Origin of the sequence: Pseudomonas sp. SJZ080, from assembly GCF_007828295.1 — a bacterium.
Lineage (GTDB): Bacteria > Pseudomonadota > Gammaproteobacteria > Pseudomonadales > Pseudomonadaceae > Aquipseudomonas > Aquipseudomonas migulae_A.
In genome coordinates this window covers 1-22,757 of the sequence record NZ_VIUK01000033.1, presented here as the reverse complement: position 1 = coordinate 22,757, position 22,757 = coordinate 1, and the positions used below count along the sequence as shown (strand labels likewise).

22 protein-coding genes and 7 pseudogenes are annotated in these 22,757 nt (G+C 54.9%); 3 read left to right on the top strand and 26 right to left on the bottom strand.

From position 1 onward, the window contains the following. Positions 1 to 279 precede the first annotated feature (279 nt). The 21 genes and pseudogenes from FBY04_RS29060 to FBY04_RS28965 form a co-directional block, all read right to left on the bottom strand. Positions 280 to 453, bottom strand: a pseudogene (locus tag FBY04_RS29060) (IS5/IS1182 family transposase); the annotation flags it as partial. Between the two features lie 59 nt (positions 454 to 512). Further along, positions 513 to 971: a type II secretion system protein GspM gene (gene gspM, locus FBY04_RS29055; protein ID WP_306085258.1), complete on the bottom strand. Its 459-nt coding sequence runs from the start codon at positions 969 to 971 to the stop codon at positions 513 to 515. Then, positions 968 to 2,074, bottom strand: coding sequence for a type II secretion system protein GspL (gene gspL / locus FBY04_RS29050; protein WP_144931203.1), 1,107 nt, complete (start codon positions 2,072 to 2,074; stop codon positions 968 to 970). Before gspL ends, gspM begins: the two co-directional genes overlap by 4 nt. Positions 2,075 to 2,085: 11 nt before the next feature. Further along, positions 2,086 to 2,919: a type II secretion system protein GspK gene (locus tag FBY04_RS29045; protein WP_144931206.1), complete on the bottom strand. Its 834-nt coding sequence runs from the start codon at positions 2,917 to 2,919 to the stop codon at positions 2,086 to 2,088. Beyond that, on the bottom strand, positions 2,916 to 3,449 hold the full coding sequence (locus tag FBY04_RS29040) for a type II secretion system protein GspJ (protein WP_144931208.1): 534 nt from the start codon (positions 3,447 to 3,449) through the stop codon (positions 2,916 to 2,918). The genes FBY04_RS29045 and FBY04_RS29040 overlap by 4 nt, the downstream gene beginning before the upstream one ends. Next, positions 3,442 to 3,837 (bottom strand): type II secretion system minor pseudopilin GspI, encoded by a 396-nt coding sequence (gspI, locus tag FBY04_RS29035; protein WP_144931210.1) that lies wholly within the window; start codon positions 3,835 to 3,837, stop codon positions 3,442 to 3,444. The genes FBY04_RS29040 and gspI overlap by 8 nt, the downstream gene beginning before the upstream one ends. Continuing rightward, positions 3,830 to 4,297: a type II secretion system minor pseudopilin GspH gene (gene gspH, locus FBY04_RS29030; RefSeq protein WP_144931212.1), complete on the bottom strand. Its 468-nt coding sequence runs from the start codon at positions 4,295 to 4,297 to the stop codon at positions 3,830 to 3,832. The genes gspI and gspH overlap by 8 nt, the downstream gene beginning before the upstream one ends. A 2-nt stretch (positions 4,298 to 4,299) precedes the next feature. Further along, a complete protein-coding gene (gspG, locus tag FBY04_RS29025) occupies positions 4,300 to 4,755 on the bottom strand; it encodes a type II secretion system major pseudopilin GspG (protein ID WP_144931213.1) in 456 nt (151 codons plus the stop codon). A gap of 3 nt (positions 4,756 to 4,758) precedes the next feature. After that, complete coding sequence (gene gspF, locus FBY04_RS29020; RefSeq protein WP_144931215.1) at positions 4,759 to 5,967, bottom strand: type II secretion system inner membrane protein GspF; 1,209 nt, start codon at positions 5,965 to 5,967, stop codon at positions 4,759 to 4,761. A gap of 4 nt (positions 5,968 to 5,971) precedes the next feature. Further along, entirely contained in the window at positions 5,972 to 7,444 is a 1,473-nt protein-coding gene (gene gspE / locus FBY04_RS29015) for a type II secretion system ATPase GspE (RefSeq protein WP_144931217.1), read from the bottom strand. Next, entirely contained in the window at positions 7,441 to 9,366 is a 1,926-nt protein-coding gene (gspD, locus tag FBY04_RS29010; RefSeq protein WP_145318756.1) for a type II secretion system secretin GspD, read from the bottom strand. The genes gspE and gspD overlap by 4 nt, the downstream gene beginning before the upstream one ends. 7 nt (positions 9,367 to 9,373) lie before the next feature. Continuing rightward, on the bottom strand, positions 9,374 to 9,901 hold the full coding sequence (locus FBY04_RS29005) for a type II secretion system protein N (RefSeq protein ID WP_144931221.1): 528 nt from the start codon (positions 9,899 to 9,901) through the stop codon (positions 9,374 to 9,376). Between the two features lie 8 nt (positions 9,902 to 9,909). Beyond that, positions 9,910 to 10,437, bottom strand: coding sequence for a cytochrome b (locus tag FBY04_RS29000; RefSeq protein WP_256662568.1), 528 nt, complete (start codon positions 10,435 to 10,437; stop codon positions 9,910 to 9,912). A gap of 66 nt (positions 10,438 to 10,503) precedes the next feature. Continuing rightward, positions 10,504 to 11,970: an N-acetylglucosamine-binding protein GbpA gene (gbpA, locus tag FBY04_RS28995; RefSeq protein ID WP_144931223.1), complete on the bottom strand. Its 1,467-nt coding sequence runs from the start codon at positions 11,968 to 11,970 to the stop codon at positions 10,504 to 10,506. A 182-nt stretch (positions 11,971 to 12,152) separates the two neighbouring features. Beyond that, positions 12,153 to 12,380: a hypothetical protein gene (locus FBY04_RS32495; protein WP_178115387.1), complete on the bottom strand. Its 228-nt coding sequence runs from the start codon at positions 12,378 to 12,380 to the stop codon at positions 12,153 to 12,155. A 6-nt stretch (positions 12,381 to 12,386) separates the two neighbouring features. Continuing rightward, positions 12,387 to 12,719 carry a GNAT family N-acetyltransferase gene (locus tag FBY04_RS28990; RefSeq protein WP_256662566.1) on the bottom strand — a complete coding sequence of 111 codons (333 nt, stop codon included), beginning with the start codon at positions 12,717 to 12,719 and terminating at the stop codon, positions 12,387 to 12,389. A gap of 123 nt (positions 12,720 to 12,842) precedes the next feature. Continuing rightward, positions 12,843 to 13,244: a GFA family protein gene (locus FBY04_RS28985; protein WP_144931225.1), complete on the bottom strand. Its 402-nt coding sequence runs from the start codon at positions 13,242 to 13,244 to the stop codon at positions 12,843 to 12,845. Between the two features lie 169 nt (positions 13,245 to 13,413). Continuing rightward, a pseudogene (locus FBY04_RS28980) lies at positions 13,414 to 13,593 on the bottom strand (transposase domain-containing protein); the annotation flags it as partial. Then, entirely contained in the window at positions 13,511 to 13,807 is a 297-nt protein-coding gene (gene tnpB, locus FBY04_RS28975) for an IS66 family insertion sequence element accessory protein TnpB (RefSeq protein ID WP_178115775.1), read from the bottom strand. The gene tnpB (FBY04_RS28975) and the pseudogene FBY04_RS28980, both read right to left, overlap by 83 nt. Before the next feature lie 184 nt (positions 13,808 to 13,991). Continuing rightward, positions 13,992 to 14,252, bottom strand: a complete 261-nt coding sequence (locus tag FBY04_RS28970; protein ID WP_144931229.1) for a DUF6429 family protein — start codon at positions 14,250 to 14,252, stop codon at positions 13,992 to 13,994. Between the two features lie 69 nt (positions 14,253 to 14,321). Further along, positions 14,322 to 15,140 (bottom strand): annotated as a pseudogene (locus FBY04_RS28965) (IS66 family transposase); the annotation flags it as partial. Positions 15,141 to 15,325: 185 nt separating this feature from the next. On the opposite strand from FBY04_RS28965, the gene FBY04_RS28960 reads away from it, so the two are divergent. Continuing rightward, the gene (locus FBY04_RS28960) at positions 15,326 to 16,057 is read left to right on the top strand and encodes a lytic polysaccharide monooxygenase auxiliary activity family 9 protein (RefSeq protein WP_178115389.1); all 732 of its coding nucleotides are present in this window, start codon (positions 15,326 to 15,328) and stop codon (positions 16,055 to 16,057) included. A gap of 774 nt (positions 16,058 to 16,831) precedes the next feature. Here FBY04_RS28960 and FBY04_RS28955 read toward each other — a convergent pair. The 5 genes and pseudogenes from FBY04_RS28955 to FBY04_RS28930 form a co-directional block, all read right to left on the bottom strand. Beyond that, the gene (locus tag FBY04_RS28955) at positions 16,832 to 17,083 is read right to left on the bottom strand and encodes a hypothetical protein (protein ID WP_144931234.1); all 252 of its coding nucleotides are present in this window, start codon (positions 17,081 to 17,083) and stop codon (positions 16,832 to 16,834) included. A 632-nt stretch (positions 17,084 to 17,715) separates the two neighbouring features. Beyond that, positions 17,716 to 18,605 (bottom strand): annotated as a pseudogene (locus tag FBY04_RS28950) (transposase). An 18-nt stretch (positions 18,606 to 18,623) separates the two neighbouring features. Further along, positions 18,624 to 18,979: pseudogene (gene tnpB / locus FBY04_RS28945) on the bottom strand (IS66 family insertion sequence element accessory protein TnpB). Between the two features lie 82 nt (positions 18,980 to 19,061). Next, positions 19,062 to 19,653: pseudogene (locus FBY04_RS28940) on the bottom strand (reverse transcriptase domain-containing protein); the annotation flags it as partial. A gap of 594 nt (positions 19,654 to 20,247) precedes the next feature. Then, entirely contained in the window at positions 20,248 to 21,063 is an 816-nt protein-coding gene (locus FBY04_RS28930; RefSeq protein ID WP_145318753.1) for a hypothetical protein, read from the bottom strand. 939 nt (positions 21,064 to 22,002) lie between these two features. Between FBY04_RS28930 and FBY04_RS33390 the strand changes: the two genes are divergently transcribed. Together FBY04_RS33390 and FBY04_RS28920 are read left to right on the top strand one after the other, a co-directional pair. Next, positions 22,003 to 22,158 (top strand): carbon storage regulator, encoded by a 156-nt coding sequence (locus FBY04_RS33390; protein WP_144931253.1) that lies wholly within the window; start codon positions 22,003 to 22,005, stop codon positions 22,156 to 22,158. Positions 22,159 to 22,164: 6 nt separating this feature from the next. Next, a pseudogene (locus FBY04_RS28920) lies at positions 22,165 to 22,662 on the top strand (IS5 family transposase); the annotation flags it as partial. Positions 22,663 to 22,757: the final 95 nt, after the last annotated feature.

Here is a 22,757-nt window from a genome sequence, read left to right as displayed (position 1 = left end):
TTTGAGACGGATCCCATGTAAATACATGGCTGCCTCACAGATATTCCACGTGTAACAAGCAATAGGGAGGGCTAATTAATTCACGCTTTTACCCGGAAAATACCTTGGCCACAGAGGCACAGAGGCACAGAGGCACAGAGCAGATTTTGGAATTAATTAGCGCCTCCTGAGGGCGTCGGACATAGTGCCTCCCTCGTTGCGACTCTGGCGGGGCGGGAGTGGAGGAAAGCTCACGCTCCGAAGCAAGGATTTAAATTTGCTGAGGGGCCTCGTTCAAGTTTCCACTAGGTGCCGATTGCGGTAAAGACCTCTGTCCAGATCCGCATTACCCTTCACGGAGTTCCGCTTTCTCGGGATTACGGCCTTAGCCTCTTGTAGCGCAACCAGCTCCCTGACTCTCTCGCTGTTGTAGTCCTTATCCGCGACGATGGCCTCTGCCCATGGGGAGCTTGAAAATCAACACGGGGCCCAACAGGTGATTCATGCTTAATTATGCAATGTCTAGGTTTGGGTCATTGACGCAATACGACCTGCGCATGCAGCTCTCCCTTTCGAGCCTCCAATGTCAGTGATTGCAAGGTGGCGCCGTCCCGTTCGCACTGATCCAGCCAATCAAGCAGGCGATTGGCGTCGCCGCTCACGATGAGCCGCAGTGCTTCTCCGTCGACGTTCATTTCCGTGATATCCAGCCCTGCCGCAGTAGCACTGTCGTTTACTTGCACCGACAACGGGCTGGTGACGACGCTTGCACCGTTGCGCGGTTCGGCGCGCTGGATTTGGGCAGCCAGCTCTGCCTGCTGCAGGTATTGTCGTTCAGCCACATCGAGCCGTTGCCGAGTGGGTTGCCAGATTGAAAAGTAAGCCCCGACCACCAGCACAAACCCGATGAGGAGCACCAGAAGTTCTTGCTCACGATGCGTGATTCGTCTCCAACCCTGCTTCAGGACCAGCCATGCACTGTGGTCCATCATCCATTCTCCAAGGTGAGGGTGGCTTGCACCCGGTTGCCTTGTTTGCTGGCGCTGCCCAGGGTGAGAGACATTGCGCTTTGTTGCCCACGTTCGCGCAGTTGTTCAAGCTCGACGAAGCTGGTGGCGGTCAATTGGATTTTCCAGCCTTCATCCTCCCGAAAATCTATACGCTGCACCTCAACGTTGCTTGCGCCGATCACTTGGTCCGTCAGGCCGACCAGACGGGTGATTTGTGTGTTCTGGCTTTTACCGCGATGACTCTGCAATACCTGGAACTGTGCAGCCAGATCGACGATCCGGCTTTGCTCCGGATATAGTGACTTGAAGCGCTGTTCGCTTTGGGTGTACAAGCTTCGGGCTTCGCGCTCAAGAAAGCGCACACGCGCCTCACTGAACATCGAACTGAGTACTAACATCCCCAACACGGCCGCCGCCGCACCGCGCCACGGTAGGCGCCGACGGCGTCGGCGAAATTCGCCTTGCAACAAGTTGACCGGCTGTCCAGCGGCACCAAGCAGCCACTCATCTATGCCTGTGCGATCCTGCCCCTCGTCTTTCCAGCTCATGTTTTCCGGCAGGCCGGACTTGAGCGTGGCCAAAGACCGGACAGACAGTGCCACTCGCGCCGGCAATGCGCCACCCAGCAGCCATCGATCGAACCAGCGCACGCCATAGGCCTTATCAGCGGGTAGCAGATCGGCGTCGACATGCATCGTACGAACATCGACGGTGTGCTCGTTGAGCAACGCCAGCAATGCCTGGAACCGCGTCCGTTGCACCACTATCACCGGATAACGTTGTTCTCGATCCCGCGCACCGATGCAGATATGCAGCGCCTCCAAGTTCTCCGCCAATTGTTCTTCGATGGCAAACGCCAGGGCCTGCGGTCCGGGCTGGCGTCGCGAGGGCCATGGATCGCTGCGAAACCCGCTGCACATTTCCATCGGCAGCAGCACATCGACGGCTTGCCCGTTCAATTCAACGGCAGCTTCATGTAGGGGCAGTCGGCGTCGCTCGCCGTCGGGTGACCACAGGCAGCACGGCCAATCGGCGGAGGGCGAAACCAGGCCCTCGGCTGTCAGGTAAAGCCAGGTTTTCGTCAAAGGGGCTTACTCTAGGTGATAGTCGGTAGAAAACGGCGCTGATGAACAGTCCAGCGGCCGGTAGCGGGATTACGTTCAATGTCCGAGGCCAGGCGCAGACGACTGTTTCCCCACGCTACATCCACGGTGATTCGGAACCAGCGACTACTGACCCCCAGCCCATGGCTGCCGATGCCCAACCCGGACAACAGTGGATCGCCGGTAAAAGCTTGCACGCTGGCATATGGCGTGCTTGAGCGCTTGTCTATCACCGCCTTGGCCGGTCCGGCTTCCATGCCGTCAAGGGTCATCAGCAGCAATTCCGAAGCAGTGTTGACGTTCAGTTTTGCCTCCCGGGGCAGGAGCACGACCCAAGGTTCCAGGCGTTGCAGTGTTTGGCCGTCGATGCCAGGCAAAAGGCGCAATTGGCTTAACTCCTGTACCAGCCCGACCTGTGGCAACGACAGCTCAGGTAAATTCAGCAATTGCAGCAAGCGCTTCCAGCGACCGAGAGTGAGTTGATCAATCTGACCCTGACCCAGCAGGGCATTGAGGTTCAGGCGCCCGGACAAGTCCTCGACATCGACGTGGACTTCGGCGTCCTCAACCTCAAGTGCGTGTCCGAGCCGAGCCCAGTCCTGGCTCAGACTCACGGGACCGGACGCTGTTATCGCACTGCTTTGCAATATCATCCGTCCCCAGGATTCACCCGCCATCGCCAGCTGACGCAGTTGGACCTGTTGCAACTGCTGGGCACTGCTTTGCAACAGCAGTCGGTGACTGCGCAACATGCCGCCGGTGAGCAGCAACGCCAGACTTAAGACCAATAACACGCTTATCAACGCTACGCCTCGCTGCTGATTCATGGCGACTTCTCCGGCAACGGCAACACGCGACGGATCTGTTCGAAGCGCCCTGTAGACATGATCAGCTCCAATGCCAGCGGTGAGCTGGCGCCCCCTGTCTCGGCATGCCAGCCCCGTTTCGGGTCGAACAGACGCCAAGTCAGGCTGTGTACGTCGTCAAGTAGTTTTTGGTGTTGCACGATGTCGACTCCTTCGCCGCGACTGTCCCGCCACAACGCGCCACCCTTGAGTCGATAGTGCACCGCTTGCCGCTCGCTACGAGGTTGATCCAATGGGTTGCGCCATTGGCTACGCTGCAATTGCAAACCTTGCGGAGTCAGCTTGATAGAGCTGGCAACGGACTGCCATACGTCTCTCTCGATAATCCCCACTGCACGCTGCAAAGCTCTGATTTCACGCTCATGACTCCCGGCACCCTGCTGAGTGCGGACAACGCCATCGAACAAGCGCCAACTACCCAGGCCAAGCAGGGCAAAAATGGCGATGGCAATCACCAGTTCCAATAGGGTGAAGCCCGACTGTCTATTCATCACGGGTGTCTATCCAACCGGTGGTGCGATGCACGAGCGTCCGGTTCCCTTCAATGCGGACTTGGATGTCGACTTTGAGCAGACGCGGCTCATGGGCCGGGGTTATGTACTGCTCCAGGATCCAATTGCGATGATCAAGGCGTCGCGTCAAACGTTGTTGGCCTAACGCCGCGGCCGATTGCAGGCGCAACTCGCTCAGTTGATTATCCGCCAGCCAAACACCAAATAGACGCGTCTCCAGCCCAGCGCTTTGCCTGAGCACGAATTGACTGGCCGACATCACTGCGGCGGCCAGCGTCGCGAATATAACCATCGCAACCATCACCTCCAGCAACGTGAAGCCCTTGCAGTTGACGGCGACCCCGCGAGACCTGTGATGCTCACTCATCGATCAGCGGCTCAGCCAAGCCGTCACTGAATACCCGCGCCAGGGTCTTACCACCCGCGTGGATGAACAACCGGAACGGACTGATTTCATCGCTGCTGAGCAGCAACAGCTGAGGCGATCCCGGCGCGTCATTGAGCTTGAGCACATGGCGGTCCACTTCAAGCTCAAACTTGAGATCTTCAGGCAACTGGTGCAAGGTCGCCGCAGGGACCCAGTCCAGGGCCTCAAGCCGCAACGCCTGATAAGCGCCTGACTGCATGCGCAAGCCATATTCCTGCCCATCCAGCACCGCCTGTTCACGCAGTTGCTGCACTACGCGAATGAAATCCTGGGCCTGCTGCCGAGCCTGACGCGCCGAGTCCTTGCCGATAGCGAGACCAACGGTGCCTAGCAATACCCCGATCAGGACGATGACGACCATCAGCTCCAGCAAGGTGAAACCCCGGCAATGACGGTACATGTTCACTCAGCCCAATTGCCGATGTCAGCAGCAAACCCGTCTCCACCCGGCACGCCATCGGCGCCGAATGAGTACAGGTCATAGCTGCCATCAAGGGATTTCTGTCCGGGATTGAGGTACTGGTAGGGTGTGCCCCAAGGGTCGATCGGCAAGCTTTTGAGATAGCCCTGAGGGTTCCAGTTTCTTGCCGCGGGTGTGCCGGAGGGGCGTTTGTTCAGCGCCTCCAGGCCTTGTTGGGTTGTAGGGTAGTGAAAGTTGTCCAGGCGGTACATTTCCAGGGCCGTGGCAATCGCCTGGATATCGGTCCGGGCGGCCGTGCCCTTGGCTTGATCGGGTCGGCTCATGAACTGCGGCACCACAATGGCACCGAGGACGCCGATGATGACCACCACCACCATGATTTCGATCAGGGTAAAGCCACGCTGATGACGTACAGGCCGTTTGTTTTGAAGTTTCATGGATCAATTCACCAATTGGTTGAGGCTCAGAATAGGAAGCAAAATGGCCATGACGATCAGCAGCACGACGCCTCCCATCACCACCAGCATGGCCGGTTCAAACAGGCTCACGACCAGCGCGATGCGTGCTGCGAGGTTGGCTTCCTGCTGTTCGGCGGCGCGAGCCAACATGTTGTCCAGTTCCCCCGCGCGTTCGCCGCTGGCGATCATGTGCAGCATCAGCGGTGGGATGTCGCCACTTAGCTGCAGGCCACGAGTCAGGGTCCCACCCTCGCGGACCGAACGGGCGACATCGGCCATGCGGGCACGGATAGTCAAGTTGCCGATCACCTGGGCGGCGATGTGCAGGGCATCCACCAAAGGCACCGCACTTTTACTGAGGATCGCCAAGGTGCTGGCGAAGCGTGCCGCTTCCATCGTGCGCAGCACATTGCCCGCCACGGGAAGCTTCAGGAACAACCGGTGCCAGCGCAGTCGCCACGTTGGCTGGCGCAGGCTCCAGCGCCACAGCCCGACCATTCCGGCCAGCGCGCCGAACATCAGCAGACCATAACGGCGCAACCCGTCGCTCAAGGCGATCATCGCCTGGGTAAGCCACGGTAACGGTTGGCCGCTATCGACGAAAATCTTCACCACATCCGGCACCACATAGCCCAGCAGGAAGCTGACAATCGCAACGCACGCCAGCATCAGGATCAGCGGATATACCAATGCCAATTGAATGCGCTGACGCGAGGCCTGTCGTGCCTCGGTATAAGACGCCAACTGTGCAAGCACTTGGCCCAAGTGGCCGGACTGTTCGCCGGCTGCGATGGTGGCGCAGTACAATTCGGTAAAGGCCTGAGGGAATGCGCCCATTGCGGTCGCCAGAGCATGGCCTTCCATCACCCGGCTTCGTACTGCTGCCAGCAGGCCAGCGACGCGCCGCTTCTGGCTCTGTTGGGCAACTGCACCCAAGACCTCTTCAAGAGGCAGCCCGGCCTGGATCAGGGTGGAGAGCTGTAAGGTCAGCAGCGCCAGGTCGGCTGAACTCAAACGTACCCCGACTCGCCGGGACCCCGTTGTCAGTTGCTCCCTGACTTCCAGCAATTCGCTGGGTAACAAGCCACGCTCGCGTAGCAACTGCCTCGCATGGCGAGGGCTGTCGGCTTCCACCCGGCCCCTACAGCGGCGGCCACGGGCATCTTCCGCCCGATAGTCGAAGGTCGGCATGGCGCTAATCCTCTTGAGTGATGCGTAGCAGTTCATCGACACTGGTCAGGCCTTCCAGAACTCGCTGGCGCCCATCCTGAAACAGGCTGCGGGAGGTCTTGCGCGCTTCAAGAGCCAGCGCCTGTTCGGTGGCGCCCTGATGAATCAGTTCCGACAACGCAGCGCTGACACTCACCAATTCATAGATACCGAAGCGCCCGCGATAACCTTTCTGGCATTGATCGCAACCCTGGGCCTTGAACAACCGTGGCGCGGCACCGGCTTCGAGCCCAAGGCGCCGACAGGTGGTGACGTCGGCAACATAGGGGGTCTTACAGGATGGGCACAAGGTCCGTAACAACCGCTGCGCTACGATTCCGGCCAGGGATGATGCCAGCAGATAGGCATCCACGCCCATGTCCACCAGTCGCGTGACGGCACCGACGGCGCTGTTGGTGTGCAAAGTCGAGAGCACCAAATGCCCGGTCAGGGAGGCCTGGACCGCGATTTCGGCGGTTTCTCGATCACGTATTTCACCAACCATCACCACATCTGGGTCTTGGCGCAAAATGGCCCGCAAGCCACGGGCAAAGGTCATGTCGACTTTCGGATTGACCGGCATCTGGCCGATGCCTGGCAGGTGGTATTCGATAGGATCTTCGACAGTAAGGATATTTCGAGCTTGGTCGTTGATGCTACTCAGCGCCGCATACAGGCTGGTGGTTTTTCCCGAGCCGGTGGGGCCGGTCACCAACACGATGCCGTGGGGTTTTCCGAGCAATTGGCGCAAGCTGGTCAGGGTGTCGTCGGGCAGGCCCAGGCGCTGCAGATCCAGGCGCCCGGCCTGCTTGTCGAGCAGGCGCAACACCACGCGCTCGCCATGGGCCGAAGGCAGGGTCGAGACCCGTACATCGACTTCGTGGCCCGCCAGTCGCAGGGCCATTCGCCCGTCCTGGGGCACACGCTTTTCGGCGATGTCCAGACGTGCCATGACCTTGATCCGCGACACCAGCAAGTTCGCCAACTCCCGGCGCGGACGCAGCATTTCCTGTAACTGACCGTCGATTCGCATGCGCACCAAAAGATACTTCTCGAAGGTCTCCAGATGCACGTCCGAGGCATGCTCGCGAACCGCTTCGCTGAGCAGGGCATTGATCAATCGGATGATCGGCGCGTCGCCCTGCTGTTCCAACAGATCGGCGGTCTGTGGCACCTGGTCGACCAAGCTGAGCAGGTCCAGTTCCTCATCCAGGCCTTGGGCGACCTGCTCGGCGGCGCTCTGCCCCTGGCGATAGACGCTGGCCAGACGTGTGGCGAACTGAGCCGGCTCCAAGACCAGGATCGGTAGTTCCATGGCGCACAAGCGCCGGGCTTCGGCCACCGCCGTCAACGGTGTGTCCTGGCGCACCACCAAACTCATCGCCGAACCTTCGCCATCGAGCAGCACACCGAAGCGTCTGGCGAAACCGAAAGGCAACGGTGCTTGTGCGTCACTCATTGATCACCCGATTTCTGCCGACGCAGTTCCGTCGTTGGCCCATCAACCGGGGGCTCGAACAACTGACTGGCCTCCCGAGGCAGCAGCAACGAATTACTCTGCCGCGCTCCCGGTTTGCTCAGTTCCCGCAGTGCGTGATACCGCCCGCGGCTCACGTCGGCCAGATCTTCTTTGCTGCGTACGATGGTGGGCCGTAGGAACACCATCAGATTGCTTTTGGTCTGAGTGTCCCGGGTCCAACGAAACAGCGCGCCCAGATAGGGAATGCTGCGCAGCAGCGGCACGCCGCTTTCCTGGGTACGAACGCTGTCGCGAATCAGGCCGCCGATCACGATGATTTCGCCATCGTCCGCCAAGATGGTGCTTTTTAAGGCCCGTTTGTTGGTGATCAGGTCCGAGGAGTCAACGCCGGAGACCGAGGGTGCGATGTCTGAGACTTCCTGTTCTACCTCAAGGCGCAAAGTCGAGCCTTCATTGATGAAGGGCTTGATCTTTAGGCTGATACCGACGTCTTTGCGCTCCACGGTGGTGAATGGGTTTTCGGAACCGCTGCTATTAGTGGCGTAGGAGCCAGTCTTGAACGGAACGTTCTGGCCGACGATGATTTCCGATTCCTGGTTATCCAGAGTCAGCAGACTCGGTGTGGAGAGCAGATTACTACGGGTGTTGCTGGCCAACGCCGAAATCAGCGCACTGAAACGATCGCTGCCCAGACGCAGGAGCGCCCCTTCCGGCGCGGTTTTCTCGCCCTCGAACGTTAGGCCCCCAACAATTGGAATGTCGGTGCCGGGAAAGTTGATGAGGCCCGTTGCGCTTCCTGTATTCAGGCCCCACTGGATACCCAGCGCTTCAGAAATATCGCCGGAAATCTCAACGATGGCGGCATGAATGAGCACTTGCGCACGGGGCTGATCCAGTTGGCGGACGATGTTCTCGATGGTTCGCACCTGGGCCGGCTCGGCGATCAGTACCAGGGCATTCTGGCTTTCGTCGGCCTTAATCATGAACGAGGTATCCGAAGGCTTTTCTCGTGCCCCAGGCACTGCCTGCGTTACCTTGTTATCCTGTCCGACGGCATCCAGCACCTCGGCCAATTGCTTGGCGTTACTGTGGCGCAGGCGGATGACTCTCGCGTTGTCTTGGGGGGCGGTTGCCGGTACGTCCAGAGTCCGGGCCAGCTCGACTAGACGTTGTCGTGCCGCCAGAGTACCGATAATCACCAGCCGATTACTGCGGGGATCAGCAATGAGCGTACCGATGGCATCACCGTCACGCTTGCTACCGGAGGCCTCCATTACAGGGGCGATATCCGAGACCTGGGCATGGCGCAATTGCACCACCGTATGGTTCCGGTTGGCGCCCGAATCCAACTCCCGGACCACCCGGGTAATACGTCGCACATTGGCTGCGGTATCGGTCACTACCAGCGCGTTGGCCGACGCCGAGGGGCCGAGATAACCGTTGGTCGATACCAGTGGCCGAACCAGCCCGGCGATGTCGGCGGCAATACTCGATTGAAGTGCGATGACCTGCGTGACGAACTGCGACGGTGTGGCGCTTTTTGCATCGTTACCGGCGCGTGTCTTGGCATCGCTAACCGGGGTGATCAGGATCCGCTCGCCTTCGTCGATCACCGTGAAGTTGTGTGCATCGAGCACCGAATAGAACAACCGACGTACACCTTCGCGGTCCAATGCCTCGCGGGACATGATGGTAATACGCCCCGACACCCGGGGATCAAGCACCACAGTCTTGCCCAGAATCGTTGAGAACTCCTCGGCCACGTCACGCAACTCCGCATTATTCATCGCCAGTTGCCAATGAGCCTCTTCGGCCCGCAGCGAACCGTGGATCGTCAGTGGGCAAACCACGGCAAGGCCGAACAGGACGCGCGATACGCGGCCCCGAATAAAGCTGTTCATGAATTTTTCACTCTGATTGCCCGGCCACCGGGCGTATGTATTGCGAAGAATAAGGCACAGTCTGGCGCCCGACTTCAGGACCTAGCTGACGCAGCAAAGGTTGGCCTATCTTTTTCAGGGCCAGTTTCTCTTCCCGTCCGTTGCGCCACAACAGCACATGGGTGGCCTCGACCCGGCGTAGCACACTGCCACCGGGCAAGCGTTCACCTACCTGATATATCCGCGTGCTCGTAGCGTCAGCCAGTAAAGCCCGCGATAACCCCTGGTCCGAGACGAAGCTGGCTTGCAAGGTGATTGGTTCGGCACTGGATAATTGGGCCTCTTGAGGCGTCAGGCCGAGCACGGTTGCCACGGCTTGCACGTTGAGTGGAACGCGAGACTGAGGGATCGCCGGGGCGGCGACCACCGGCACCCGGCTGGGCAGTTCCTGACGAAAGCGCCATTCCCGCTCCGCCAGGAACCCTCCGTACAGCAGAGGCACAAGCACCAGCAACGCCTTCGGCAGATGGTGGCCGGACCAGTGCAAGAAAATCATCTTGGCGCTCACTGGATGAGTGCGTTCGGAAATTTCCTGAATGACATCCGCCGCAGTACCCCGCGCCCCGAAGACTCATGCCAGACCACCGCACAGATATGCAACGCGACGAGCATCGCCAGTGCCATACAGGACAAGATATGGATCTTGAAGGCCAATTCGGTCAGTCGCAGGTCCTCCAACGGCTGGGGAATCTGTAAGAGGCCGAACATTTTGATGGAAGTTGTCATCATCAATATGCCGGTCACCAGCACGAGACTGATGGTCAGGTAAATTATCGCGTGAACTGCCTGGGCCAAGCATGTTTTAAATGAAAACACCTTCCCGCGAATGTCCAACTCGGAAAAAAGCCGCCACGCAAACAGCGGAATGAACAGAGTTGTCAGGGACACATTGAGCGAGCCGACCCACTGTTTGGTTGAAGTGGACACCGGACTGTAAGCCACATAAAAGCCGGACATCAGCGTCCATAAAATAATAATGGCTGATACCCAGTGCAGCAGTATCCGTCGTTTGAAATAACCTGAAAGCATCATCACTTGCTACTCATTTGAAGGCTTCAGGCAACCCTGCGGACCGCCTGAAGCCCTGCCTGTCAGGACTTACAACTTGTCCCAAGCGTCTTGCCAATTGGAACCGATACCCGGCTCATAGCCGTTAGCTGTTCCGCTAAAGGTCGTGCACCAGCCGGAGTAAGGAAAAGGTTTGCATTGGAAGACTTCACCCGTCTTCTCTTGCAGTACTTTCGTACCTTCGAGGTAGCCTTTGATGCCATCCGGGAACACAAAATCGTATTCGGTACCCGCGGCTTCACCGGTTAGGATGACGCTGGCGGTATCCTGGCGGGTAGTCCGGCCATCGACAGTGGTGCCCGTCAGCGTCAGGGTATGAGCTCCTGGTGCGCTGCGAGCATCCAGTTTCAACGGGCTGTTGCCGTCGCCCACGGTCTGAGTCAGCGCACCGACCTGTTTGTTCTTTTCATCGAACAGGGCCGCTTCCAGATTCATCTTGCGGGTACTCTGCACAGAGAATTCCAGACTGGTGTTGCCCTTCACAAGTTCGTACTCAGGCTGCAGGGAAGCAATCTCCAGGCGAGCGCCGGTGTCTTCCTTCATGTCCAGTTGTACTTCATAACGGCTTACGCCAGTTTCTTTCTGGGCGTACAAGCTGTTCGTACCCTTGACTGGTGTAATGTTGCCTTCGTCGTCACGGACGCCCGCGCGGATGTCGGCATGCGCCTTGTTGATCGCTTCGGCCAGTTTGAACGACCAGTTCCCAGGCTTGCCTTCTTCAACATTGTCGATGCTGATTTCCACACTGTATGCGCTGCTTTCGCCGCTGGCGGTGAAGGCACGGGCCTTGACTTTGTCACCCGTCAGCAGTGGGGCCGAAGGCGCGATGCTGCCCACCGCCGACCAGCCGCCCGGCAGTGACGCTTCGGCGAGAATGTTCACGTCCGTCACATTGTGGAAGGCCATAGAGGTGTCCTCCACGGTCCAGATCGCCAGAATCACGTGCTGGCCTGTCTTGTTGTCGGGAATGACGCAGTTATGCGGGGTACCCGGTTCTGGCTTCTCACCACCGCCATCGATCTCACAGAACGGCGTGCTTTCGAACGAGGCGCGCGAGAGCGCCTCGTTCGGGTTCCAACCTTCGCGAGTGATGAAATATTCATGTTTGGTGGCCGGGTGTACCGCGGTGTATTGCCATTTGAAAGCAATGTTACGATCTTTGATTTCAGTCATCTGCCAGCGAGTGGCTGTTTGGACGTCAAGGGCGGAAAATCGCTCGTTACCGCCGCTGGCGATTTTTCCGTCAATAGGACCTTGCCCCGGAGCACCACCTTGGCCAGCAGGAAAGCCTTTGTAGGTTTCGCCCACGCTCTGCGGTTCGTACTGCGCACCACCGCAGTCTTTGTTTTCGCCTTTCTGGCACATCAATGCGCGTGAAGGAGGCACTTCGAGGTAACCATGAGCGGACGCGCCGTGAGAGGCAACGATGGCTGATAGCAGGAGCAATGACGAAGCACACCCAGTGAATGTACTTCTCTTAACGGCGTTGTATTTCATAGTAAGTTCCAAACTACTCATCAAGATTGAGCGACGAAACATCGTCGGCCTGGGTGAGTGCATAGGATTGTTCTACGCAGCCCCGCCGCAGGTGCCAGAACCTTACAGAGACACTAGGGTTTTCTATGTAGGAAAAATCCCCCTGAGTTGAGGGATTTTTCTCTGGTTATTCCTACGGGTTCTTAAAAGTCATCAGTCAAAGATTTGATGAGCCAGGGGAGTTTGTGTGAAAAAAGTAAGCGTTCGGGCAATACACGCTGCTCACCAGTTTTATATTTGATCAAGGTGATGTGCTCGCCGAATTTAAACTTACTATGCCCCGGAAGAATCATACCGTTTGACAAACCTACGCTCGTCGACCGTGTAACCTTGCTGCTGATAAAAAGTGTGAGCCGGTATTCGGTGGTCACTGCTAGTCACCTCAGCCCGGACGCAAAGTTGCTCTGTAAAAAACGCGTCAGCAGCGGAAATAGCATTGCCCCTACTCCTTGTCCTCGGAAGTCATCATCAATGACAAGGGAGGTAATGCGTCCGAGCCTACCCGGCTGATGAAACAGTTCAAGTACGTGTAAGCTTATGACGCCGATAATATTTTTACCGTCTTGTGCCAGCAGCACGGTATCGCGAGCGCTAAATTCTAAAGCCTCAAGCTTATCTCGGATTAGCTTTGGCGAGGTTTGGTAGCCTAACTGGCCTAGGAGTTTGGACACCGATTCTGCATCGGTTAGTAAGGCTTTTCGAACTTTCATATTGTTCTCAACTGGGTATTGCACAGGCTTGCCCACCATTCGTATTCGACTTGACCTATCGTTTGCATTGGACTTGACCAGCACACTTGGTGACTGAGACCGGCAGAAAGCGACCCAAAGCCGTCAGTCGACCTGAGGGCATAGGTTAGATGATTTGAACCAGAGGACTGCGGAGTCGACATGAACATGCTTCTGCTTTTGAGGCAGGAAGGGCGTATCAAGCGTGCCCAACGCTATCGAGACCCAGTCGGCAAACTTACCTTCAGATCGTGGCCAGAACAGAGTCGAACCGCAGTCCATGCAGAACTCGCGTAATACCGTCTCTGACGAAGCATAAGTTTTAATGCTGGTGGAACCGCGAAGTATTCGAAGCGCGCTACGCGGAATGCTGCCGTACGAAGCGAATGCTGCCCCGTGACCTTTGCGACACTGGTTGCAATGACAATGACTCACTGCTTTTGGTGAGACGAGTAGCTCGTAACTAACGGCAGCGCATAAGCAGCTTCCTTGGTATACCTGTGTCATAGCTGTTCCGTGCAGGTGAATAACGCCAGCGTAATCGTCCCAGTCCAATCAGTCGATCGACCGCTATTGGCCGATTTCGTTGAAGATACGAACAGATGGGCAAGTGCAACGCAAATGCTTGGTCAAGAGGAGTGCAATTCCCCACCTGTAGTGACACACCTTTTGGCCACTACGTCGGTCGCCAGTGATCGGGTAACAATCGACCAATCTCACTCGCCCGCTGTGTCGGCAGCCGTGTCAGCACATCTTTCAGATAGGCATACGGATCATGCCCGTTCATGCGTGCCGACTGGATCGGACTCATGATCGCCGCCGCCCGTTTGCCACTGCGAAGCGACCCGGCAAACAATCATCTGCTCAATTAATCGGGTCTTAAGTTGCTCGGTATCCAACTCCATCTCAAAGCCATGGTGAATTCCTGGACAGTGCGACTTGCCTTGGTTCAACCGACGAGCTGCCAGCCAGATGCCAAGCCCATCACGCACCAGGACTTTCATACGAGTGGCGCGGCGGTTGGCGAACAGATAAGTGCAGCGCTGCTTTGCCGTACCTCCCCCGACCACCCAGCCAACGCGGTCTCGGTACCCGCTTGCATGTCCATCGGTTCGGTGGCAAGCCAAATGTATCGATACTAATCACCGGGCAAGTATATCGGCCGAACTCTGAAGATGTGTTCGCCGGCCTCTTACATATGAAATATCTTATGCGATCCATAAACCCCACCTACCGTATGGCCATGGTATGAAGTCAGCTATCTAAGTCGGATTCATGCTCCACTTGAGTTCTTACCCCAAATAACCGGTCGGCTACCTGCCGACCGCGCACCAGCCCTTCAGCCGTCAACCAAATCGACTTGTTCTTGTTTACCGGATTGTTGATGAAACCCTGTTCATGCAATCGGCTCATGGTCTCGAAGTCGAACCCTTTCCAAGCATTGCCGTTATCAAAACTGAAGGTTGCCAACAGGGCAAGCACGGCTTCCTCAATCAGTTTATCGTCGTATTCCATGATCGTTGCTCCACTCGTATTCTTTAAACTCACCGTAAACCCCATCAGCCATTAAGATGGATAGCGCGTTTAACTATGCGATACCGGTGAGCAGTTCCAGGGCAGTAAAGCTTCGTAATCCTCAACCGAAGAAGCCGTCGTCAGCCACGCATAGGGGTCTTGGCCGTTGGCTTTAGCTGTCTCGACCAAACTGTAAAGTTGAGCGCTGGCCGTCGCGCCTTTTGGCGTGTCGCCAATTCTTGCGCCCGATCACGAAGGGCCGGATCGCACGCTCGGCGGCGTTGTTGTCGATCGGCAAGTCACCGGCTTCGGTGTAGCGCACCAACTTGATCCAGTTGCTGGCCAGGTGGCTGATGGCTTTGCCCAGTGCATTTTGCGCCGTCACTTGTGGCTGGGCTTTCTCCAGCCAGGCATGCAACTGCGCCAACACTGGCAGACTGTTATGCTGTCGACTTTCATGGCGATGTTCATCGCCGACTTCTTTTAAATCTCGCTTGATACCGTACAGCTTGTTGATCAGATTCAGGGCGATATCCGCGCGCGCGGTCTTGCCTTTGGGCTGCACCTTTTGCGCCTCGACAAACTTGCGTCGCGCATGTGCCCAACAGCCTAAACGCTCGACACCGGACTGCGCGCCCAAAGCGTTGTAACCGGCGTAATCATCGGTCATCAGGTAGCCGCGATAGCTTTCGAGGCGCGACACAACCTCCTGCACCCGGCTGGTCGAGTAGTCAAACAAGATAACGGGTGTTCGCCGCACTGGATCACCCAGCGCGCCAAGGTTTGGCGTGGAATATCGACGCCGTGGAGGCCCAGCACTTTTTCGAAGCGGTGCAGTGGCAGGCCATCGACGTATTTGGTCGTCAGCAACATCACCAACACATCAGGTCTGATGAGATCAACATTTTCATCAATGAGACGCAATGTCCACATTTATTGTACGGAGAAATGGTATACCTAAAATAAAAATATTTTTTGGTAAATATTTCATATTTTTGTTTCTAGACTACGCTCGTTACGTAGATTGAAACTGCAATCTGGTATGGACGATTGAGTAAATTATGGAGAGAATCATGAATTGCTATAAGCTTGCTATGAGTAGTATTTTTGTTTTCTCTAGCTTGTGCGCCTCTGTGCAGGCAGCGGAAAAAATTATCGAAAAAAAGTCGCCGGAAATCATGCATGGTACATCGGAGAGTCCCCCTTCACGACAATACTATTGTTATTCGCAGCAGGACTATGGCAATGGTAGTGGCGGCATTAAGAATGCCGCTTGCAAAAAATCCTTTGAGGACGCGGGTGATGAAGATTGGAAGCGTGCCAGGCTATTTAATAACTGGAATGCTTATTCCCAGAACCTTGCAAACTCTCAGACCCCGACCAAGCCAAAAGACCTTGTCCCTGATGGAAAACTTTGTTCTGCCGGGTTAGCGGATTATGACAGTATCAACGATCGCAATGATGCTTGGCACACCACAGACATGGATATAAAGGAGGGACGTGTTCAATTGACTTATATCGCCAGCCAGATGCACGATCCAAGCAAGTTTAGGGTTTTTTTGACTGATCAGGATCACCTGCAATGGGATGCGCTTAAGGAGTCACCGGATGTTAAATGGGAACAGGCGCCGGACAGTAAAAATAAAAGTATCGTTCCAGGTCGTTATAATTTAGATGTTAAGCTTCCTGATGGGTATGTCAGCGGCAACAAAGCGATCCTATTTGTCATGTGGGAACGTAATGAGGATCCGGCGCGTGAGACCTTTTTTAGTTGTAGTGATGTGATTATGAATTCTCGCGATTAAAGGTGTGATTAAGATTTACGCGTTAATTGTGCGGGCGCTTTGGCGCCCATTTTTTTAAAGAGGCTCGGAGGTTGCAAATTTAGTGGTTTCCAGCTGTGTACAAATCCAGGCTATGGATGCGTTGGAAGGCAATGGGCTGGCTTTGCACAGCCAGGTTTGCCCTTTGTGATCGACTATTTGCGAGTAGAGAGGTAGGCGCATGCATCCCCAACATTCCTTCGCTGGAACTTTGAAAAAATCCGGACTAAACTAATGCGCGGTTAATTTATTTTTGGTGAGGGGTGAGCACAACGTTTTGCGATGTCATAATTAGTTCCAGCCTGGACAAACAGCGTTTTCGATCATTGCCAACTATGCGGTTTTTCTTGCGAATATATCATTTTGGATTTTTATCTGTAAGCGTCCAGCCAGCACACCTTCCGAACTCCAGCATTAAGGGCGAGGAAGGTGTGTTCGCCGTCCCCTTACTGCCGATGAAATATGCGATGCGCTAAATAGTCTCGACCAAGAGATATTCATCAAATGGCGAATTCCCCATTGAGCTTCATCCTTGCGAAGATGATATGGCAACGAGGTATTGGCAACGCCGATTAAGTGAGGACAACACTGTAATTGCATCCGAACCCGCGTCTGCGATGCTGGCAAGCAAGCGCCCTCAGACATAGCAGCACTACGTCACCGCTATAGTATCATACAGACCTTGTTGGGTGCCGCCGCGTAGGGTGCGTAAAGCCGGCATCGAGTCGACTAGCAAGATGTACAAATAGATTTCGTCTATTGTGATTCGGTCTTCTGTGCAGCTATTCTTGCAGCACCAACATTTCCATTTCCGAAATATCGGAAGTATAAGCGATCCAACTGTAACTGAGCATTCTCTATGGCATCACACAGCTCTTCCAATTCATCATTGGACAACATGTTGGCTTCTTTGCGCTTAGACGCTAAAAACTCTATCGATAACGCCCGTGAAAAAAGTGTACAAGCTTTCGCTATATTTGCTGAGATTTTCTGTTCCTCAGTGTGCATATGCAGTTCCCTTGGCAAGGTGGTAATAACGGCACTCAATAGGTCGACCAGCGCCAATCATCTCATCGAACATCTACTCTAGCAGCCTGTTGCACAACATGTGACAAAATGCTGTGACCACATTAGTACACCAGAATCTCAATTATAAGCCATGTAGAAACGTTGAAGGTGTTGCTTGTCAGCGATCAAGATACGTAGCGTGTTTTTTAGCATGATTACAACCTGTAAGGACTATCGGCATGGTGTGAGTTGTATTTAAAACCAAATTTAAATAGGGGCCTACTATCTAAAGATGACAGTTACGATATGCGTAATATGTAGGTCGAGTCCTGCATTCTTGTAGGAAATTTCCCTGAGTGCGATCTCGCTTGTTCAAGCGGGCTCAGTGGTTGTTCAATTGATATTCGCGATACTGCTCATAGGGCGAGAGTAGACGAAGCCCCCCCTTATCACTAAAGGTGTATGCCAAACTTGGCCTATTCATCTTCCCCTGTTGCAGGGCGGACATTTCATGAAGGAGTTACTGAGCAGCATTCATTCCTCATCGCGCTCGCGATTTCATTCTGAGCAGCAGAATCGAGCTTGATTCGTAACCGAACCATAAACTGCCTACCTACGGATGGGATAACGGTTTATCGTGGCATTTCCGGTGAGCAATTCCACGGCAATAGTGCTTTCGTAGTCAGCTACCGACTGCGCATGCGGCAGTCGCTCCAGTACGTGGCGCAGCCATGTATAAGGCTCTTGGCCGTTGACCTTGGCAGTTTTGACCAAACTATAGATCTGGGCACTGGCCGTCGCGCCTTTGGGCGTGTCGCTGAATAGCCAGGCCTTACGACCGATCACAAACGGCTTTATTGCTACGCGCATGGGCCATGCGCACTGGATCACCCAACGCGCCAGCGTCCGGCGCAGTATCTATGCCATGTTGACTCAACACCGTTTCGAAACGATGCAGTGGCAGGCCATCGACATACTTGGTGGTCAACAACCTAGCCAATACGCTCGGGCTGGCCATGCTCTTTTCGATCAACTGGGCGGGATTGTCAGCGGTGACCGGGGCAACTTCACAACCCCGGCAACCGTAGACTTTGCGGATGTATCTGATGATCCGGATCTACATCGGCACGATATCCAGCTGTTCGCTGGTTTCTTCACCGATCACATGCTTTGCGCAACCGCAGGCACAGGTGGATGACTTCGATATGTGGCATGTCAGCCAACGGTGGCCTGCGCTTGCCACGGCGCGGAGCTGGAGCAACCATTTCGCAGACTGAAGCGTCGGCTCGCTTTCAGGCTCGTTGAACAGCGCCAGTTGCGGGGTATTGGGCTCGACCGTTTGTTCTGATTTGCGCCCGAACAAGCAGTCGCGCAATAGCTTGATCTGTTCGTTCAAATCGACGATGTGGCCTTCATGGGCTTCCAGAACTTGGGCTGTTTTTGCTTGGCGAGTCAGTGCCTCAAGCAACAACTGCTTGAGCAGAACAGGATCATCAGAAAGGTAATCGGGCAGGAAAACCATCGCCCGGATTATACCGGTTCAGGCGACGAAACGAGGCGTCAAAACCTGATGAGTACGATTGCGCCAGAGATCAAAGCCGTCGAGCAGCCAGTTCAGTTCTTGCACCGTCAACTCGATCGCCTCGTCGGTGGCGTCGGGTGAAGTTTTAAAACATCCAGACTCAAGGCGCTTGAGCCAAAGGCAAAAGCCGTTGCGCTCCCAATACAACACCTTGACCCGATTGCGGTGTCGATTCAGGAAAACAAAGAGCACAGGGTCAAACACCGCGACTTTGATACCGAGTCGACCAACGCAGCCAGGCCATCGATGGATTTTCGAAAGTCTACCGGCTTTGGGTAAAGGTACACTTTTTCAACGCGAGCATTGGGACGCATCATGGTGATGGGCTCCTGATCGAAATCGGGAGCACTGCATCCGTTGTCAGCTATTCGCTTGGAATGCGGGGTTTATGGATCGGATATGATCGAAGAACTTCTCCAAATCAAACTCCACGCACCAGCGGTGAGCCGTCGCCACATGGGCGCGGGCTGTTTCGATGGCTTGATGAGCGCTTCTGCACGGACGAAAGACGTAGCTGTACTCCGAGAACAGAGGATCGAAGTTCGGCGTGAGCTGCAGCAGAGCCTGTTGGATCAGGCGATCCATGACACAGGGAATGCCCAACTGCCGTGTTCCACCTTTGGGTTTGGGGATTTCGACGGTGCGTACACCTTGCGGGTGATACTCACCGGCCAGCAACCGAGTCTTGAGGATCGGCCAATATTGTCTCGTGTAGTCCGCCAATTGCTCCACCGTCATGCCATCGGCACCCGGTGCGCCCTTGTTGCTGACCACACGTTGATACACACGCCGCAGGTTACCGGTGCAAGCACCCGCTCCTTCAGCGTGTCCGGCTCCGCGTTCGTCCACGTCACAGACGCCGCCGATGTCTGCGCACTACCAGCCGCAAGCCCCGGATTCCGTCCGGGACTTGGGGTTATAGCCCTCTTGAGGAGAGATTTCTGCTTTTTTCGACATTCGACGAGATTCTGACGCCTATTGGCGACATAACCTGATCGGCTACGGCTTCGGTTGAGTTCTGCACGCTCATCCCGTCGCCTATCGACGCTCGATAGCACACTGGCAAGCGCATAGTTCGCGCGACCTTTCTGCTTATGCCTGTCGGATTTACGTCACAGTATTCTGTGTAAGTATTGGGCTTTGATGATTTGGGCCGTCTAACCCCGCTGCGCCGCCTCTATCCGCTTCCTGTTCGTCAGGCCAGCATTTTGCCTCGGGCTTCCTTCGGATTCGCAGTCACCCGCGACACCCTTGCTTGCCTCTGGGCTAACACTTCCTCTTGCCGGGTGCGCAGAGGACTTCCAAGTCATCAGCGTGGCCACCACAGCCAAGCTGGTTGCGCTTGCGCGCAACGCGCCATACCTGGCGCACCCAAAGAAAAACCCGCTTTCGCGGGGTTGTCGAAGTCAGAGTTCGTCGCAATGGTCGCGCAGAGCCGTAGCATTGAACAATTAGCCGAAATGCGTGCGGCGCCGGATGCGTCGAATGAAAATGCAGGCCACGAAGGCGCGCGGTCTCGGGTCTTCAGCTCCTTGTCGATCGTACTGTTCACCGGCAGCCGTTACTTTACCGATATCATGACTCACCTCGATGCTGCTCGTTGTGTAATTGGATAAGAATAGGCCCTCATATACTCGTACTCGCTATCAAGGGCAGTACTAATGTAGGTTACGTCGATATCTTCAACGTTCTTATCGGTAGGCTTTAAGAGTGGGTAGGTATGGCCGACCAGATACAAATCATTACCTAACTTCATCCTAAAACCCGCGAGGCCAACAGATGAACCATTCACATAGTAATAGGCATCTCCCAGATAAACGCCACTGATATTTTTAAAGATCGCAACTGTATTCTCCAGCATGGTTGCTGGAAAAACCCCCCCCCCTCCCGTGCCACAAAATGGGTACTCTGCCCGCGCTTGAGCGCCCTTATTGTTTTTATTCTTTGTAGTCAAAAAGTCACGATTATTAACTGTCTCCATACAGCTCGTTGGCGGTATTTGACCAACCACCAGCTTCGTCGGAGGTAACTCGATCCCGCCCTTGCGGGCAGATAATAAAATGTCAGCGCCAGCTAACATGGCAAGGTCAACATATAAACTAAATATACCCTCAGTAGAGCTTTGTTGTAAATCTAGAATATCCCCATTGCTTCTTGTGGCGCTTATGGTATAAGAGGCTTCCCCTGCGGGGAGCCCGAGGAGCTTGCCCGCAATCACGGAGTCCGTTGTAGATAGGACAGTGGAGGTGCATACAACGGGTCCAGCCGTAGTAATAATCTCTGCTATATTGTTACAGATCTCGATATCAACTGGAATGCGTTCTTGATCGACTGCTAATACTATTCCAGATACCAGCCCTGCTGTCGCCAACAAAAAAATAGGTATAACACTGTCCATTTAAATCTCCTGTTTACTTTGTGTGCGCTTTACTGTGCGACTTTAAGGTCGCAGTGTCAATTTTTTGGTTGACCTACACTCAGCCTAGCCCAGTTTGTTTTACCGCCTCTCTCTGTTGAGGGAGGATGACCGTCAGTATTAGTACACCTTGCTCTCATGCCAACTCAGGTCGTCTGCCACCTGTTTGCGAAAATCGGCAAAAGACTGCATGGCATCCGTTTTTTAATAAATCATATAAACGCAGACGATGAGATTGATTCATGACGAACTCCTATCCTTGTTAGCCCAATAAAGTTATTGAATACTTGCCATATCCAGTCATGTTGCTTTGTTGAAACTGGTCCACTTCCACGCTAGCGTGGCCCAATAAGTCTGTGGTGGCGCCTGGAAAAAATGATTGAGGTAGGGCCAACGCGCATGGATTTCGGCTACACGACATCCAGATAAAGCCGGCACGATAACAAGCCCCCAGATCATCCAGTGATCTCTCCTCTCGTCATAGACAACCCGTCGGAAAGCAGCATTAGTAGAGCTTCGGCGACAGTGCCAGCCGAGATAAGCAGGTCTTCTTTGACCTCTATTACCACTGCACAAATATCAATTTCCGTTTCGCGGAGTACGAGACTATCAGGGCTGAAATGTCTACCGCGATCATGTCGGCCCGACTTGGTTGCGATTTTTTGACTGGTAGGTCGTTGCCTTTGAGGTTGCAGCGAAATGGACTGCTGGAAGTAGAGCCTTTCGAGATCGCATATCAATCAAAACGCTAATCGGCTCAAGATAGACGACATCTTGACAATATCTGATCAAAACCACCCTCGCTTCCTGATTCAGCATCACTGACTAGCTCGGAGCTCGGCCAGCTCTTAACCTCTGTTACCGAAATCAGCATAACTCGCTCCATTTTGGACCGCATAGCGATCCCTTGAAGGTTGACGTATTGGCGACAATATCATCGTGACAATTTTACATTCGACTAACGGTCAGGTACAACTCGCCTTGATCGTTCCAGATGACATCTCGGTGCTTAGGGGAACTCTGAAAAAGACTTCCATCTCTGGTGAAATACGCACCTCACACGAACCGAACGGTTGAGCCCCGATGAAACAGATGTCCTTGGCCGATGCTGAATATGCCGGCAAACGTAAGCAGACCCGCCGTGAGCGCTTCCTGATCGAGGATGGATAAGGTCGTGCCGTGGAAGGGTTTAATTACCTTGATTGAGCCGTAAATCCGAAGGGTGAAGGTGGGCGTCCGGCATATCCGTTGACGGCCATGTTGCCGGGTGCATCTGATGCAGAACTAGTTCGGTTACAGCGATCCGGCAATGGAAGCAACGCTCTACGAAACCACGATCCTGCGCCAGTTTTCCGGGCTGCACCTGGATTGTATTTCCGATGAAACCACGATCCTCAACTTCCGGCGCCTGCCGGAAAAACATGAGTTGGCGGGCGGGATTTTGAAGGTTATCAACGGCTATCTGGGTGACCGTAGCCTGCTGTTGCGCCAAGGCACCGTGTCGATGCGACGATCATTCATACGCCGAGTTCGACCAAGAACAAGGACGGCAAGCGGGACCCGGAAATGCACCAGACCAAGAATGTATGGTCAGCCCACCTCCTGCAACCCAGCTTGATGAACGGTAAAGCATGCTTGCGCTAATGTATTCGGGCTCATGGTGAGCACGGTTATTA